Annotated in this window: 13 protein-coding genes; 3 read left to right on the top strand and 10 right to left on the bottom strand. The window is 67.9% G+C overall.

Translation table 11 applies throughout. The features are described 5' to 3' along the window. The first annotated feature begins 40 nt into the window (after nt 1-40). Nucleotides 41-1555 carry a class I SAM-dependent methyltransferase gene (locus JIAGA_RS33160; protein WP_026876236.1) on the top strand — a complete coding sequence of 505 codons (1515 nt, stop codon included), beginning with the start codon at nt 41-43 and terminating at the stop codon, nt 1553-1555. A 25-nt stretch (nt 1556-1580) separates the two neighbouring features. On the opposite strand, the gene JIAGA_RS0114565 is transcribed toward JIAGA_RS33160, so the two are convergent. Beyond that, nucleotides 1581-2891: a UDP-glucose dehydrogenase family protein gene (locus JIAGA_RS0114565; protein WP_035812550.1), complete on the bottom strand. Its 1311-nt coding sequence runs from the start codon at nt 2889-2891 to the stop codon at nt 1581-1583. Between the two features lie 111 nt (nt 2892-3002). On the opposite strand from JIAGA_RS0114565, the gene JIAGA_RS0114560 reads away from it, so the two are divergent. Next, nucleotides 3003-4172: an acyl-CoA dehydrogenase family protein gene (locus tag JIAGA_RS0114560; RefSeq protein ID WP_026876234.1), complete on the top strand. Its 1170-nt coding sequence runs from the start codon at nt 3003-3005 to the stop codon at nt 4170-4172. A gap of 26 nt (nt 4173-4198) precedes the next feature. Here JIAGA_RS0114560 and JIAGA_RS0114555 read toward each other — a convergent pair whose 3' ends face one another. From JIAGA_RS0114555 to JIAGA_RS0114495, 9 genes are all read right to left on the bottom strand, one after another. Continuing rightward, nucleotides 4199-5449, bottom strand: a complete 1251-nt coding sequence (locus JIAGA_RS0114555; RefSeq protein ID WP_035812548.1) for a tyrosine-type recombinase/integrase — start codon at nt 5447-5449, stop codon at nt 4199-4201. A 9-nt stretch (nt 5450-5458) separates the two neighbouring features. Next, on the bottom strand, nt 5459-5635 hold the full coding sequence (locus JIAGA_RS0114550; RefSeq protein WP_026876232.1) for a helix-turn-helix domain-containing protein: 177 nt from the start codon (nt 5633-5635) through the stop codon (nt 5459-5461). Nucleotides 5636-5654: 19 nt separating this feature from the next. Then, the gene (locus JIAGA_RS0114545) at nt 5655-7241 is read right to left on the bottom strand and encodes a replication initiator (RefSeq protein WP_051426093.1); all 1587 of its coding nucleotides are present in this window, start codon (nt 7239-7241) and stop codon (nt 5655-5657) included. Further along, nucleotides 7238-8725 (bottom strand): hypothetical protein, encoded by a 1488-nt coding sequence (locus JIAGA_RS33155; protein WP_157553169.1) that lies wholly within the window; start codon nt 8723-8725, stop codon nt 7238-7240. Before JIAGA_RS33155 ends, JIAGA_RS0114545 begins: the two co-directional genes overlap by 4 nt. 685 nt (nt 8726-9410) lie before the next feature. Continuing rightward, a complete protein-coding gene (locus tag JIAGA_RS34590; protein WP_157553167.1) occupies nt 9411-9575 on the bottom strand; it encodes a hypothetical protein in 165 nt (54 codons plus the stop codon). Nucleotides 9576-9994: 419 nt separating this feature from the next. Beyond that, a complete protein-coding gene (locus JIAGA_RS0114510; RefSeq protein ID WP_026876228.1) occupies nt 9995-10297 on the bottom strand; it encodes a hypothetical protein in 303 nt (100 codons plus the stop codon). Between the two features lie 2 nt (nt 10298-10299). Then, the gene (locus tag JIAGA_RS0114505) at nt 10300-10770 is read right to left on the bottom strand and encodes a hypothetical protein (protein WP_026876227.1); all 471 of its coding nucleotides are present in this window, start codon (nt 10768-10770) and stop codon (nt 10300-10302) included. 106 nt (nt 10771-10876) lie between these two features. After that, on the bottom strand, nt 10877-12082 hold the full coding sequence (locus JIAGA_RS0114500) for a helix-turn-helix domain-containing protein (protein ID WP_026876226.1): 1206 nt from the start codon (nt 12080-12082) through the stop codon (nt 10877-10879). Beyond that, entirely contained in the window at nt 12079-12399 is a 321-nt protein-coding gene (locus tag JIAGA_RS0114495) for an antibiotic biosynthesis monooxygenase (protein ID WP_026876225.1), read from the bottom strand. The genes JIAGA_RS0114500 and JIAGA_RS0114495 overlap by 4 nt, the downstream gene beginning before the upstream one ends. Nucleotides 12400-12637: 238 nt before the next feature. Here JIAGA_RS0114495 and JIAGA_RS33855 point away from each other — a divergent pair, with 238 nt between their 5' ends. After that, nucleotides 12638-15277 (top strand): TrlF family AAA-like ATPase, encoded by a 2640-nt coding sequence (locus tag JIAGA_RS33855; protein WP_084469685.1) that lies wholly within the window; start codon nt 12638-12640, stop codon nt 15275-15277. Nucleotides 15278-15491: the final 214 nt, after the last annotated feature.

Raw genomic sequence — 15491 nt, 5'->3', positions numbered from 1 at the left:
GAACGGTAGGCTGCGGCCCTTCCTTCCCCGGGGGGCACGCATGCTGTTCGGCGATTTCCTCGCGTCTCAGGCGACGCGGACGAACGACCTCACCTGGGCCGGGGCGACGGTTCCGGCCCACCCGGCGCTGTCCGGGCTGCGGGTCGCGGACGGCGCTCGCACGAGCGTCCGGACGGTTCAGGTATGCGTCGACGACGGCCCAGGCGCGCTGACCTGGATGGACGACCTGGCCGAGGGCGAGCGCGCGGTGCTGCTCCTCGACGCCCTCCCGGTCGAGCCGGCCGTCCGGCGGCTGGCGGCCGCACTGGCCGGGCGCGGGTGTGAACTGCTGCACGCCGTGTACATCGACGACGCGGCCGGCATCGGGGTGGTCGCCGGGCTGTCGGTGCAGCGCACGCCGCCACACCTGGACCGCGCTGACCTCGCGGAGACGAACCTGCGGGCAGTCACCGCCGACGGGGCCGAGCCCGACTGGGCGCGAGCCCGGGCGGCGTTCACGACGGTCGCCACCGGCTACGAAGAAGCACTCGCCGCGGCGCGTGAGGCCACTGCCGAACTGCGGGCGGCGGCGGACCGGGGCGATGCTCGCGTCGGGCCGGGACCCGACCTCCAGGAGGTCGGCGGGCTCGGCGGGCGGCTGCGCCGCGCGTGGCGGACGTGGGGAACGAGCCGCCCGCTGCCGTCGCCGACGGTGGCGGGGGCGGCAGCGATGGTGGTGTCGTCGTCGGCGGCGGGACCGGCTACGGGCGTGCGCGCGGTGACCGCACCGCGGCGCCGCCCTCGGGTCGCAGCGGTGGCACCCGCTCGGCCCACCCGGCGGCTGGAGTTCCGGGCGCCGATGCCGATCCCGCCGGGTGGTACCCGCTCACGGCCGCTGCCGTTGCACGTCGACGTGCCGGGTGGCTTCCGGGCGGCACGCACGTTGAAGCGGGCGGGCGTCGGCGGCTACGAGTCGACGACGACGGCGTGGTTCCTGGCACTGTGCGACACCGCCGGACCGGGTGCGGTGTGGGACGTCGGAGCGGGCATCGGCACGTTCGCGCTGCTGGCGCGGGCCTACACCGAGCGCGAGGTGGTCGGTTTCGAGCCGGCGCCGGAGGTCGCGGCCTGGGCGGACCACCTGGCCGACCTCAATGGCCTCGGGTACGCGCTCGAACGGCTGGCGGCCGGCGAATCGGCGGGCACCGCCACCTTCGGCGGCACCGTGCGGCCGTTCGAGGTCCTGGTGGAGCCGCTGGACCGCTACTCGCGCCGCACCGGATCGACCCCGGCGATCATCCGAATCGCCGGCCTGGCCGGCGTGCGCGAGGTGCTGCGCGGCGCGATGCGGACGGTGACCGAGCACCGGCCGTGGATCATCGGCGCGGAGCCCTGCGGCGAGCTGACCGGGCTGGGCTACCGGTGCTTGCCCCTGCGGGGTTCGGAGCCACTGACCTCGACCGCCCCCGCTGCGGGCTCGGTCGTGCTGGCGCCCGGCGAGCTCGCCGACGACGCCGCTGCGGCTGCCCGGGCCTGGGGGACGGCGCTGGAGCTGACCCCGCCGCCGGCCCGTTGAGCGTTTGCTGTTGCGCTAGGGGGTGTCAGGGGCGGCCGAGCCCGCGATACGTCCAACCGGCCGCGCGCCAGGCGTCGGCGTCGAGGCAGTTGCGCCCGTCGATGACCACCGGGGTCTCGACCACGTCGGCCAACGAGACCGGGTCGAGGGCGCGGAACTCCGGCCACTCGGTCAGGTGCAGCACGACATGCGCGCCGCGGCACGCGTCGAGGGCGGACTCGGCGTACGGGAGCGTCGGGAAGATCTTGCGCGCGTTCGGGATGGCCTTGGGGTCGTAGACGGAGACCCGGGCGCCCTGCAGGTACAGCTGGCCGGCGACGTTCAGTGCGGGCGAGTCGCGGACGTCGTCGGAGTGGGGTTTGAACGCCGCGCCGAGCACCGCGACGCGCTTGTTGGCGATGTTGCCGCCGACCAGCTCGCGGGTGAGGTCGACGACGCGCTGCCGGCGCCGCAGGTTGATGGCGTCGACCTCGGCCAGGAACGCCAGCGCATGCGACGCGCCGAGTTCGCCGGCGCGGGCCATGAACGCGCGGATGTCCTTGGGCAGGCAGCCGCCGCCGAAGCCGATGCCGGCGTTGAGGAACTTGCGCCCGATGCGGGCGTCGTGGCCGAGGGCATCGGCGAGCTTCGTGACGTCGGCGTCGGCGACCTCGGCGATCTCGGCCATCGCGTTAATGAAGGAGATCTTCGTGGCCAGGAACGCGTTGGCCGACACCTTGACCAGCTCGGCGGTGGGCAGGTCGCTGACCACGACCGGCGTGCCGGCGGCGATGGTGCGGGAGTAGACCTCGCGCAGCGTGGCCTCGGCTTCGGCCGACGTGACGCCGAAGACCAGCCGGTCCGGGTGCAGGGTGTCCTGGACGGCGAAGCCCTCGCGCAGGAACTCGGGGTTCCAGGCCAGCTCGGCGTCGGCACCGGCGGGCGCGGTCTTCAGCAGCCGGTCGGCCAGCGCCGCCGCCGTGCCCACCGGGACGGTCGACTTGCCGACGACGAGGCACGGCTTGGTCAGGTACGGCGCCAGCGCGTCGACCGCGCCCTCGACATACGACATGTCGGCGGCGAGGCCGTCGCGGCGCTGCGGGGTGCCGACGCAGACGAAGTGCACGTCGGCGTCGGCCGCGGCCGCGAAATCGGTGGTGAAGCTGACGTTGCCGGCCGCGACGTGGGTGGCCAGCAGCTCGTCCAGACCGGGCTCGTAGAACGGGGCTTCACCTCGCGACAGCGCCGCGACCTTGTCCGCGTCGACGTCGATGCCGACCACCGAGTAGCCGAGCTCGGCCATGCCGACGGCATGGACCGCGCCCAGGTAGCCGGTGCCGATGACGGAAATGCGCATAGCCACGACCCCTCGTTCCCCCCAAAGCAGTTCACCGAGTTGCGACGAGGGTACCTCCGGCCCCTGACAAGCACTTGCCAGCCGTACCCTACTGGCGAGTAGCATCGGGACATGGATGCCGACTTCGACCTGTACCGGCTCTCCGAGGAGCACGAGGCCATCCGTGCCGCGGTGCGCGACATCTGCACCGACAAGGTGGCGCCGCACGCTGCCGAGGTCGACGAAACCGCGCAGTTCCCGCAAGCGTCGTACGACGCCCTGCGCTCGGCCGACTTCCACGCGCCGCACATCCCGTCCGAGTACGGCGGAGCCGGCGCGGACGCGCTCGCCACCTGCATCGTGATCGAGGAGGTGGCCCGCGCCTGCGCGTCCACCTCCCTCATTCCGGCGGTGAACAAGCTCGGCACCATGCCGCTGCTGCTGGCGGCGTCGGACGACGTCAAAGCCCGGTACCTGCCGCCGGTCGCGGCCGGCGACGCCATGTTCTCCTACGGCCTGTCCGAGCGGGAGGCCGGCTCCGACACCGCGTCCATGCAGACCCGCGCGGTTCGCGACGGCGACGGGTGGGTGCTGTCCGGGCAGAAGTCGTGGATCACCAACGCCGGCGTCTCGAAGTACTACACCGTCATGGCGGTCACCGACCCCGCCACGGGATCCCGGGGCATCAGCGCCTTTGTCGTCGAGGACTCCGACGACGGCTTCTCGTACGGAGCGCTGGAGCGCAAGCTCGGCATCAAGGGGTCACCCACCCGGGAGTTGCTGTTCGACAAGTGCTGGATCCCGGAGAATCGGCTGGTCGGCGACCTCGGGCAGGGCCTGAAGATCGCGCTGCGCACCCTTGACCACACCCGAGTGACCATCGGCGCCCAGGCCGTGGGCATCGCCGCCGGCGCGGTGGCGGCAGCGACGGCCTACGTCCAGGAACGGCAGCAGTTCGGCCGCCCCGTCGCCGACTTCCAGGGCGTGCAGTTCATGCTCGCCGACATGGCCATGAAGGTCGAAGCCGCCCGGCAGATGGTCTACCGCGCGGCGGCGGCATCGGAACGTCAGGAAGCCTCGCTCGGCTTCCTCGGCGCCGCCGCGAAGTGCTTCGCCTCCGACGTCGCCATGGAGGTGACGACGGACGCGGTGCAGCTCTTCGGCGGTTACGGCTACACCCGCGACTACCCCGTCGAGCGCATGATGCGCGACGCGAAGATCACCCAGATCTACGAAGGCACCAACCAGATCCAGCGCATGGTCATGGCAAGACAGCTGCTCAAAGGGGTGGTGAGCTTCTAGTCCGAGGGCGCGCATAGGGCCGGTTTTCATGATCGGGCCGTCTCTGGGCCGTCACTTTCAGATCCGAACACGGCGTCGACGGCCTGTCGGGCCCGCTCGTGGCTCGACGGCACGAGATGTGTGTACGTCCGCAACGTGAAGCCGGCATCGGCGTGCCCCAGGTACTCGGCCACCTCCTTGATCGACACTCCGCGGGAGAGCAACGTCGAGGCGTAGAAGTGCCTGAGTCCGTGCATGCCGTCCGTCCGCCGACGGTAGGTCAGGCCCGCCGCCTTGAACGCGTTCTGCCACACCACCTTCGTGAACAGGTCACCGGAGTACAGCCGACCGTTCTCGCCGGTCACCATCAGCCGGGCCGCCACCTGTTCCCCGTCGGGAACGCGCCACGGCAACTTCACCTCGACCGGCGGGAACTGCTCGCCGTACTCGTCCAGAACGTCCAGCAGCCCGCCCGACACCGGGACCGTCCGGGTCTTGCCACCCTTCGGGAGCGCGAACATCTGGACCCCGTTGACCGTCTTGAGCTGCCGCTGGATCACCGCCACCTGCGCTGCACGGTCGATGTCGTCCGGTGAGATGGCCAGGATCTCGCCCTGCCGCAGGCCGAGCCCGGACCCGAGCGGCACCACGACGCCGAACCGCTCCCCCAGGCCGGCGCGCACGGCATGGACCCTCTTCTCCGTCCACACCACGACCCGCGGGCTCGTCCCCACCGGTCGCCGCACCGTCTTGGCCTTGCACGGGTTGTCCCGGATCAGCCGGTCGTCGACCGCCGCATCGAGCACCGCCGACACCAGCGTGAACAACGCCACCTGATAGTTCGACGCACACCTGCGCTCGTCCAGCTCCCCCAGCCAGTCACGCACCATCGACGGCGTGATCCGGCCCACCCGCACATCGCCGAAGGACGGATAGATCCGGCTCGTCAGACGGCTGCGCAACACCTCACGCGTACCGGGGTCCGGTGACTGCCCTTTCAGCCAGTTCTCGGCCTGTTGCCGAAAGGTGACGACCGACGCCGCCGGGTCGATGTAGCGACCCTCGCGCTTGTCCGCCTCCACGCCGATGAGGAAGTCCTCGGCCTGCCGCTTCTGCCGGTCCGGGAACGACTTCGACCGCTCCTTGTTGTCCGGCGACAGGTAGCGCACCTTGTACCGCATACCGATGCCGTGCCGCTCGGTCTTCTCCAGCACCGGACGACCGGACGGCGTGAACACCGGCTGACCCGTCTCCGGGTCGACCTTCTGCCGGTACCAGCGGTCCTGGATGTGGCCCATCAGTCCGCCTCAGTCCTCGGCGTCCAGCCACAGGCGCAGCTTCGCCGGGTCGTACCGCAGATGCCGGCCGACCTTCCGAGCGGGCGGGCCTTGCCGACGCCATCGCCATTGGTAGAGCGTCTTCACCGGTACGCCCAGGAAGTTGGACACGTCGTCCACCGTCCAGAGCCGATCCGTGGTGTTCATGCGGGCTGTTCCTTCCGTGTCACGCCGCCGGGGCAGCGGCAGGTTGTGCGGTTGCCGAAAGATCCAGCACCGCAGGTCCGGCGCGGGTCTTGGCGTGTTCGTATTGGGTTCGCCAGCGTTGTTTCTGGGCTAGGGCGTGGGCGATGAGGCGGGCGTAGGTGGGTCCGTCGACGTCGCCGGGGTGGGTGACGGTCCAGACGAACCGCGGCTGCCCGTCGGGGCGGGTGGCGGTTGCCGAAAGCTCGTCGTGGTCGTCCATCTCGATCCCGGCTTCGGCGAGGACGGCACGGACGACGGCGGCACGGTCGGCGCGATGCTGGTCGAGGGTCTTGCCGGTCCAGCGTCGGGAGACGAGGACGCGGCGGCCGCCGAGCCCGAGGTGGACACGGTCGTGCGCCTTCGACCCGCACCGGCCGGGCTCCATGCCGCCCTTCGCGTCCTTGGGCTGGACGCCGTAGCGCAGCCAGTTCGCGCAGGTGGGCGAGCAAGGCAGCCACCGGACCTCCTCGGCCAGGCGGTCGATGTGCGCGCGCCTCGCGGCCGAGACGGGCACCTCGCCGTCGCCGTCGCCGTCGTCGTCGTGGAGCGGGTCCGTGATCGACTTGGTCAGGTACTTGGTGAGGTAGCCGATGACCCGGTCGGCGAGCGGCGTGCCGGCGATGACGCCCTGGATGTCGACCTGGTTCCCGGCCCGGATCACGTGAGCCGGCATCGCGGTCGGGTCGTCGTCGATGGCGTCCAGTGCGTCATCCCAGGACGGCAGGACAGCGCCGGTGTGTGGGTCGGCGTAGGCCTGGGCCAGGTCGTCCCACAACGGGTACTCGTCGGGGTCGGTGTAGACGGGCTCGTCGAGCTGCGGCCACCACACCTGGTGATAGGTCGCGGCCACCACCTGGCGCAGTAGCTTGCGCGGGATGGCTCCGCGGATGGCGGCGTGCAGGTGCGGGGCGAGGCGGCGTTGGGGTTCGACGGTGGCGAAGTACTGCACCGAGTAGCCGGTCGCTCGGCGCAGGTTCTGCCAGAACCGGTCCACCAGCTTCGGGAAGTGCATCGCATCCAGCGCCGCGCGCCGGTAGTCATAGCTGGCCGGGTCGACCGGGACACCCTCGCCGGTCACCCGGCCATACGAGGGCAGGGTGAGGGTGACGAACATCGACGGCCGATAGGTCTTGCCGTCCGGGGCTTCGAACACCCGGCCCGTGGTGCGGTCCGACACAGCGAGCCGGGGCAGGTCCGGGGCGTCCTGGCGCCGCCTGGTCGACCTCACCCGCCGGCCGTTGTCCTCGTCGTGCTCGTCACCGTCGCCCTGCCTGCCGTCCTCGTCGTCCTCGTCGGCCTGGTCGTCGGGCTCGGGTTTGGGTGGGTCCTCGGTGAGGTGCCAGCCCTCGCGGCACTGCTGAATCCGGAGCCGCCGGGCGGTGTCGGCGCAGGAGGGGCACACCTTGGCACGGGTGGCCCCGCACCGGATCACCACCGTCCTCGTCGCGCCGATAAGGGTGTCGGTGACGCGTTGCAGGATCGGCCGCACACACACGCCCTGTTTGGCGGCGATCTCCCGCAGGGTCGCGTCATCCGGAACGGCGGCGGACAGTGCGGTGACGGTCACGACGCCACTCCCGCGGCACCCGCACTCTCAGCCCCCGCCGCCGTCTTGTCGTTCCCGTCGTCGATGGTGGGTGCGCCGATGGCGGCGAGCTCGCGCCGCAGACCGGCGCTGCGGGTGGCGATGGCCTCGGCGGTGCGCTCGTCGACGAGCGGGAACCGGACCCGTTCCAGACGACCGGTGTCGGTGGCGACCACGGCGACACCACGCAGCGCTTCGGGGATGTCGACCGGGGACACGTCCGCGTCCTTGATGACCGGACCGAGGATCGCCTCCGCCGATTCCCGGGACATGACCCGCCACGCCGTCCGAACACTGGCGTTGTCGCGGATGCTGGTGGGGATCGCATCCGAGGTCGGCTTCTGCGTCAACAGGCGGGTGATGATGCCGGCGGAACGGCCCTTCTTCACCAACGCCGACAACCGCGCGGTGATCCGCTGCGCCAGGAGCTTGGTGTCGGGGTCCATGCCTTTGGTGTCGGTGAACGTCTGCACCTCATCCACCACCACGAACACGACCGGATGTGCCGGGTCGGCGGGCAGGTTCCAGAAGTTCGCATCCCCACGGGTGGTCTTCTGGTTCTTCAGCCGGGTGCGCATGAGGCCGTGCACTTGCTCTACGACGGCCAGGACGGCCTCGAGGTCCTCATCCTCCGCGCAGTAGGCCGCAGCGCGGGGTGCGATCCAGGACCAGTCCTCCCCACCCTTGCCGTCGATGACGACGTACTGCACGGCAGGGTTCTGGACCAGCCCACACGCCAACGACGTTTCGCCCGCGGTCTTCCCACTACCAGGGACACCGCCGCCGACCTCGGCCGCGATGTTCGCGTAGTTCCGGGTCCGCCACTGGCCGTCCTCACCGACCGCGAACGGGACCGCCCGCAGATCCGTCACCGGCGGGACGTCGTCGAGAATCACCGGCTCAGCCAGCACGTCGCGCACGACCAGGACCAGATCGACCAGACCGGGAGCAGGCGACGACACCCGCACGTCGGGGACACCGAACGCGTGCGCGAGGTCGACGGCCCGGCGGGCGTAGTCGGCCGGGACCTGACCGGTCAAAATCCGCACCCGCAGCACATCCCCCACCGCACTGACCATGACGCGCTGCAGCTGTGGCGCGACACTCCCGCCGGGAACCGTCTCGTGCAGCCCGCACGCCTGGCTGATGTCATGCCAGCGAGGACCGTAGACGTGACGCAGCCGATACCGGGCCGCGAGCCGATCCGTGAACCACCGATGCGACACCGGATGCAGCGACCGCCAGGTCAACGACACCAGCGGCGGCACGACCACGAGCGCGATCAGGCCGGGGAGGCCGTAGGCAGAGAAGGTGAACAGGCCGATTGTGGCGATGGCGATGGGGGTTTTGAACCGCCACAGCAGACGCAGCATCCACCACCCCGTCAGCACCGACGCCGCACCCGTCACGACGGAGCGGGGCAGCATCAGCACCGCCTTGATGAACCGGATAGCGCTCGCGAACACGGGCGTCACCACCCGCCCTGTTCAGCCAGGGTCGCGGCCACCGCGGCGCGAGCCTTCGCTTCGAACCGTTCGGTCCGGGTGGTGACCCAGCAGTCCGGGCACAGAGTCCCGGCACCATGCAGCACCATCCCGGAACCGTTCAGATGCGACGCGCACCGGTTGCAATGCCGCGTGTGCAGTCGTCGACGGGTTCTCACAGGTACTCACCTCTCAGCGCGGTCAACCGGGCATGCCGGGACCGATCAACGTCATGACAAGAAGGACAGGTCGCCTCGCCGGTGCCAGCGTGAAACCACACCTCCACCGCATCCACCGGGCAGCCACACGACGAGCAGGCCGTCAGCGCAGACACGACAGATCACCGCCCCCGCTCACCTGGTCGGGCAGGCAGTCAGGGCAGCGGGCATTCCCCGGCACGTCTGCCGTGTCGAAGACGAACCAGGCACCCGCGTTGTCGACGTCGACGGTCGTCGAGTCGCAGCCGTCGCAGGACAGGCGCGGGCGGCTCACCGGGAACCACGACCGTTGGTCGTCCGCCGGCGGGGCGGTTTCACCACGTCCATACAGGCCCGGCACGGCCGATCCGGTGTCGTGGAGCGGACACGGTCGCAGACGGGGCAGTGGAACGCGTAGGCGTCTTCGGTGGTGTCATGCGGGAGCAGCCCGAACAGGACCGGTTCGCCGTTCACGACCGGTCACCACACCGAGCCGTCTGCGCGGTGTCCGCCGCGGTGGAACGCTCAGCGTCGATATCGACGATCGCGGTCGCGACGCGGGCCGCGGACAGCACCAGGACGACGATCACGGCCAGTAGAGCGACGGGGAGTCGCCAGAACATAGGCTTGGGCACACCAATCCCCTCCCTCGTGGGGGTGTGGTTGGGGCCACCGGGGACGGGGACGGTTTCCTAGGCCTTGCACCCGTCCCCGGTGGGGTCTCATCGCGAGACGACAACACCACCGCGGGCAGTCGCCGTCGTTGCCGTCGTCGTGAGTGGTGAGCGGCGCGGGGCACGCCCCTCGAACGCCACACCGAGCCGGGTCAGCGACCGTCCGAACGACGACGCCACCGCCGGAGCCACCACGAGCCGAACCGGTCGCCCGTCACGCCCGGTCGTCGTCAGGACCACCACCGCGCCGTTCCCCGTCGCCTCGGCGGTCGACGTGACCACGACGCCGCGGGCAGACAGGCTGTCGCCGTAAAACCGGCACGGGCCTTCATGGCCGGTCGTTTGGTCCTCGCACCAGGCCTCATGTTCGACCGTCGTCGTCATGTCGACGCACCTACCGGTACGGGGTCGGTGGTGGGGATAGCGTCGCGCCAGTGATGCGCCAGCGCCTCCCCCGCCGCATCCACCAACCGCCGAGACAGCCCGTCCGGGTCGCTGGCCAGGACGGAGCGGGTCAGTGATGCCGCCAGCTCCGCGGCCTGCTCGACGGTGAGATGCATCTGCAACGACGGGTATGCGCCGTGGGCACCGTTGATGATCACGACCTCGTGGGCGGATGACCAGGACGCCGACACCGCCACCGGCACACTCACGCTCAGATAGGCCTCACGCTCGGTCGGCATCGTCAACCGGCCTTCTGCTCGCCCTGCTTGGCCTCGCCCTGGCCACGACCAGCCGAGGCGGGCGGGCGTGGGGCACCGTTCGGGGCCTTCACCCCGGTGGCGCGGTACTCGTAGCCCAGGTACTTGAACTCGCCCTGACCCATCACCTTCGGCGACGCCGTCACGCCCACCAGTTCGATCGGGCGCATCCCGGGCAGCACCTCGTCCGGCAACGGCGCAGGCTGTACCTCCGCGGTGAAGATGACCTCGAAGCTGGCCCGTTTGGCCTTCGCCTCGTCCGGGTCCGTCACGGTGGCCTTCCACTGCCGCAGCCCGGACACCTCGTCCACCCGCTGCCGCTGCTCCTTGCCCCGCGCCCGGTCCTCCTGCGACTGGTACTCCAGATCCGGCTCGATCTCACCCACCATCACCAGACCACGCGGGAACGCCTCACCGAACTCCACCGGAAACCGGTGACCCTTGATCAACGCCATGACTGGCCTCCTTCATGTGACGCCGAGGACGTTCCTCAGCGCGTCATGATCAGAAGACTACCCGCACTATTAGTACGGGTCAATACTCAAAGTGCGGAATCGTCACTCAGAGTGTCATGCCTACCTGCCTTGCCAGATCACCGACCTCGGTCGCTCGTCCGCCTTCCGTGCGTAGGAGGTCGCTCAGCAGGGCGTGGACGGTGGGGTGACCGACGACCAGCTCCGGTGCGATGTCATAGGCCTCACGGATCGCCGCTACGGCGGCGGCAGCGTCGCGGCGTTGAGCATGGGCGCGCGCCAGCTCGACCTGATAGCGCGAGCGCCGCTCCGGAGACAGGTCAGCCGGGTCGAAGTCAGACGCGATCCGCAATGCACGGCCAGCGTCGCCGAGTTCGACTGCAACGGTGACCTGATGAAGCGTGACGTTCGTAGGACCGAACTCGGTGCCGTAGTCGTTGCGATCAGCGCCGAGGCTCCGTGCGAGTCGCTCCGCCTCAGCGAGATGGGCGTAGGCCTGGTCGGCGTTGTTGCGCCGAGCCTCCGTAATGGCCATCTGCAAGACCAGCGAGCCCGACAATGAGATGCCTGCAGGGTCCCGAGCGTCGACCCGAACCGAAAGCGCGTCGACAGCTGTCGACGCAGTCTGAATGACCTGGTCATAGAGCCGTGCGCTCTGGAAGACGAGGGCCAGCCGGAACGCCCCTTCGGCCATCAGCAGTGCGTCACCGGAGCGTTCCGCTGCGGCGATGGCCCGGTCCGCAGACACCCAGGCACCGGACGGCTCGCCGAGCTTGGACAACACCGCCGCACAGGCGTGATAAGTCCTGGCCAATGCGGTGTAGATCGCCGTCTGTACCTCACCGTCCGACGCACGAGCCGCGAACTCCAGCTCGGGCAGCAGTCGCATCATGAGGTCGCTGACGCGCTCGTACTCCGCCGCATGAACCAGCGCCCATGCCTGATCGACGGACCCCGTCAGCTCCTGCAGATTGGCCGAAGAGCGGTCAGCAAGCACCGCCGCGAGCGCATTGCTCGAACTCAGCGCCAAGGTCAGATCAACGGCAGGCGCCGGCCGCTCGTGCACAGCTGCGACGACCGGCCTGTCCGGCGCAAGCTCCGCAAGCGGGACCTCCAGCACTTCAGCGACGCGCTCCAGCACCGACATGCGGTCGATCTTCCGCACGCCACGTTCCACCTGCGAGAGCCACGTCTCCGAGCGGTCCAGCAGCCGAGCCAGCTCCCGCTGCGACAGACCCCGACGCTTGCGAGCCTGCGCGACCCGCCGCCCTAACGCCTGCGCCTCGTCCGTCACCCTCTGGCCCCGTCGGGCAGGCCCTTAGCCGGGCCCTCGGTCAGGAACTCGACCCGTGTCGATGCCAGGTACTGGCCACGCTCGGCCAGGAACGTCTTCACGTGCGGCTGCTCCTCGTGGGCCTCGAACGCCGCACGGTCTGCGTACACCTCGTAGAACACCCGGGCGAGCGGCTCACCCTCGATGCCGTGTGTCGCGTACACCAGCGTCCCTGGCTCCGACTCCCTGATGCCGGGAGCCGTGCGGAGAACCAGCGCATCGAACGCCGCCGCAGCTTCCTCGTCACGCAGATCGAACCGAACCACCAGAGCGAACACAACGACTCCCCTCACCGAGGCGCACAAGAAGTACCAGGTCGCACCAAAGGTAGCAGCTAGGTGACCAACTCTAGCCTCGGCATGAAGGGCTAACGCGGATCTCAACGCGGCCCTGTCTCTCCACGCCGCCAATAGTCCTACCCACCTGAGACACTCACCAGCCAGCCCGGCCGACGACAGTCGCACGCACGATCCACCAGGCAACGGCCGGGACCAGTCCTGGAGCGAGGGGGCCGTAATGGCAGGTGCAGAATTCGTCCGAGCAGATTTGCACGTGCACACCTTCCCCGACGGCCCAGGCGACCCTGACGACATCGGCGACTACATCCAGGCCGCTCTAGCACGGGGCGTCGGAATTCTTGCCATCACAGATCACAATACGACGAAGAATGTAGCGGCAGCAATCCGTGAAGCCGACGGAACGGGATTACTGGTACTCCCGGGTATCGAAATTACCACTCACCAGGGACACCTTCTCGCACTCTTCGGACCCGGCAGCCTAGGTGTTCTTGAGGATTTTGCGAGACCAAGCAACCTAAGTCTCGAACCCGATCCTCTCGACGCCAGCGTGCGATCGAGCCGCTCCATTCTTCATCTCGTCAACGAGATCAGCGAACGCGGCGGGCTAGCCATACCCGCGCACATCGATCTCGCCGGTGGGATCGTCGAGCGCATGACGCGCACCGAGCTTACCCAACTGCTCGCGCATCCCGGACTCTCGGCACTGGAGTACTCGAAGACAGAATCTCTGTCCTGGTTCACCGACGCGGACACGGACGCAGACAGGCTCGCGGCGTGGAATGCTCGGAAAGCTAATACAAAACTCGCTGATCGTGGTCTCGCAAGAATAATGTCATCCGACGCGCATACGGTCGCGCAACTGGGCGTCGACAAGAGTCGGCGGACGATATCGCGACTGCGCGTGGACGAACCAAACTTCGCTGCCGTGGTCAACGCAATTGTGCACAATCCGAAGGCTCGGTGCAAGGTCGAGGCCGAACTCCCGCCAACTTATCCTCGCGTACTGGCCGCAAGATTTGAAGGAGGATTCCTCGACGGGGTAACCGTAGCGCTCTCAAACAATCTGAATTGCTTCATAGGAGGTCGAGGATCAGGCAAGTCCACCGCGCTCCTTGCGATTCGCGCAGCTCTCGGCGCTCAATTAGGACCGGACGAAAACCCAAATGATGCGAGCCGAATGCCCGAACGCACCACCGTGACGTTCGTTGATCGAATTGGCAACGAGAGAACCGCGGTTCGCGTGCGCGGCGAGGACCCATTTGACGAAGCGACGGGAGCACCAGTCTCCCTTATGCTTGCCGACCTCGCTCAGGACGAATCTGGTCGTCTAGTTCGCAACTACCACCAAAATCCGCGAGAGATCCTCACATTTCTCGACAAATTCTGCGAGCTTCAAGGACATCACGAGAAGGAGGCCGAACTTCTCGATCTCCTTAAGGAGAATGCGACCAACGTCAGCGAGACCTCAACAAGCGTCGAGCAGGTCCGCGCGTTAGAAGTCGAGCTGAGCCAGCTCGAAGCTAGCCTCGAAGCTGCGCGGAGCGGGAAGATCGAGGCGCTAGTCAAGTATGCCAACATACTCGCAACAGAGAGCCCTCTAATCGAGACGCTCGATTCGCAGATCAAGGCGCACTACTCGAACACCGCAGCAATAAGCAGGATCGACCTAGACAAGCTCGCAACCACGTACGGCGTGGATCTAACTGAGCGACCCGCAAGCGACTTTATAGAGGGCGAAGGAAGACTTCGCCAAGAGTTGAACAAGTTCGCTAACGACCTAAAGCAAGCGACCAAGATCTACAACGCCGCGGCTCAATCTGCCGCCAAACCATCTCTCGACCTACTTGCGCTGTGGCGGAAGCAGCACAGTGAGTGGAAAGCAACTCATGACCAACGCCGGCAAGAACTGGAACAGCAAGGCTTGAAGATCCAGGTGGGCGAGCTTGACCGGATTGCATCGCGGATGGGGACTGTCCGAACCGAACTGGCCAAACTTCGCGAGCGCCAAAAACTTCATCAGGCTCGAAGAAGAGAAAGGAGCAAGCTACTGCAACAACTCATTAGCGAGCGCGACCGCGTTCACCAGCGGCGGCAAGCCACCCTTAAACGAGTGGTCGAAATCGCCAACAACCTAGCTGTCGGCCTTACTATCGAAATTACCTTCGAGCGTAATGGCGTGCGCGATGAATGGGCCCGATGGCTTAGCACGAATTTTGGATTCCGCGCGCCTCGCGTGAATCGCCTCGCGGAGGCAATCACCCCTCAAGACTTCGCTGAGCTGCTCCTTACAAAGGGAAAGCTTGGTCCGCTCTTGATAGAGGCCGATGGGGATCGCTTCTTCGATGGCAATGCCATCGACCGCGTCGAGGCGATATTCACTTGGGCGACAATCTTCCAGCTCCAGTACATGCTATTGGAGGACCGCCCACGCATCCGAGTGCGACAGCGCAATTCTGCAGATGCGCAGGAGTTCGACCACCTCTCTGCCGGACAGCAGCGCTCCATACTGTTAAGCCTCATGCTCTGTGCAGATCGTCTTGAGCCGCTGATTCTCGACCAGCCCGAAGACCACCTGGACGCGGGGTACATCGCGTCTGCGATTGTCAGGCACCTGGAGCACGCAAAGGAGCGCCGTCAGGTGATCCTAGCCACCCATAGCCCAAACCTAACGGTGCTAGGGGAGGCTGAGCTAGTGCTGCCCATGTATGCATCTGGGCAGCACGGTAGCCCGAAGGATTCGGGCGCAGTCGATAGCCCGCGAACCCGTCCTCACGTCTGCGATCTCCTTGAGGGCGGCGACGACGCCTATCGAAGACGAGGCGAGCGATACGGATACCAGGTGAGCACAGTCGAGTAGTTCAGCACAGCGAAGCCGAAGCCGAACAGATTGCCGGTTAGACCTCTTTAGGATCAAGCGGCGCGCTGCGCGCGCCGTGCCCGCCCGGCCTCCGGGCCGGGCGTGCGGCCTGGCGGCCGTTCCGGGCCTCGTCGGCCGGCGGGCTTACGCCTGTTGCGCCAACGTCAGCCCGTCACGGCTTACACGGTCACGCGGGGCGGCGTCGTTCTCATAG

This window comes from Jiangella gansuensis DSM 44835 (assembly GCF_000515395.1).
In the GTDB taxonomy this organism is placed as follows: domain Bacteria; phylum Actinomycetota; class Actinomycetes; order Jiangellales; family Jiangellaceae; genus Jiangella; species Jiangella gansuensis.
Note: the sequence above shows the minus strand (reverse complement) of the source record. Positions and strands in the feature narration are given on the sequence as shown.

Excerpts from the sequence above, each read along its gene's own strand:
- JIAGA_RS0114555 (WP_035812548.1), bottom strand. The coding sequence starts at position 5,449 with ATGGGCCACATCCAGGACCGCTGGTACCGGCAGAAGGTCGACCCGGAG.
- JIAGA_RS33855 (WP_084469685.1), top strand. The coding sequence starts at position 12,638 with ATGGCAGGTGCAGAATTCGTCCGAGCAGATTTGCACGTGCACACCTTC.
- JIAGA_RS33160 (WP_026876236.1), top strand. The coding sequence starts at position 41 with ATGCTGTTCGGCGATTTCCTCGCGTCTCAGGCGACGCGGACGAACGAC.
- JIAGA_RS0114550 (WP_026876232.1), bottom strand. The coding sequence starts at position 5,635 with ATGAACACCACGGATCGGCTCTGGACGGTGGACGACGTGTCCAACTTC.
- JIAGA_RS0114505 (WP_026876227.1), bottom strand. The coding sequence starts at position 10,770 with ATGGCGTTGATCAAGGGTCACCGGTTTCCGGTGGAGTTCGGTGAGGCG.
- JIAGA_RS0114565 (WP_035812550.1), bottom strand. The coding sequence starts at position 2,891 with ATGCGCATTTCCGTCATCGGCACCGGCTACCTGGGCGCGGTCCATGCC.
- JIAGA_RS0114560 (WP_026876234.1), top strand. The coding sequence starts at position 3,003 with ATGGATGCCGACTTCGACCTGTACCGGCTCTCCGAGGAGCACGAGGCC.
- JIAGA_RS0114510 (WP_026876228.1), bottom strand. The coding sequence starts at position 10,297 with ATGCCGACCGAGCGTGAGGCCTATCTGAGCGTGAGTGTGCCGGTGGCG.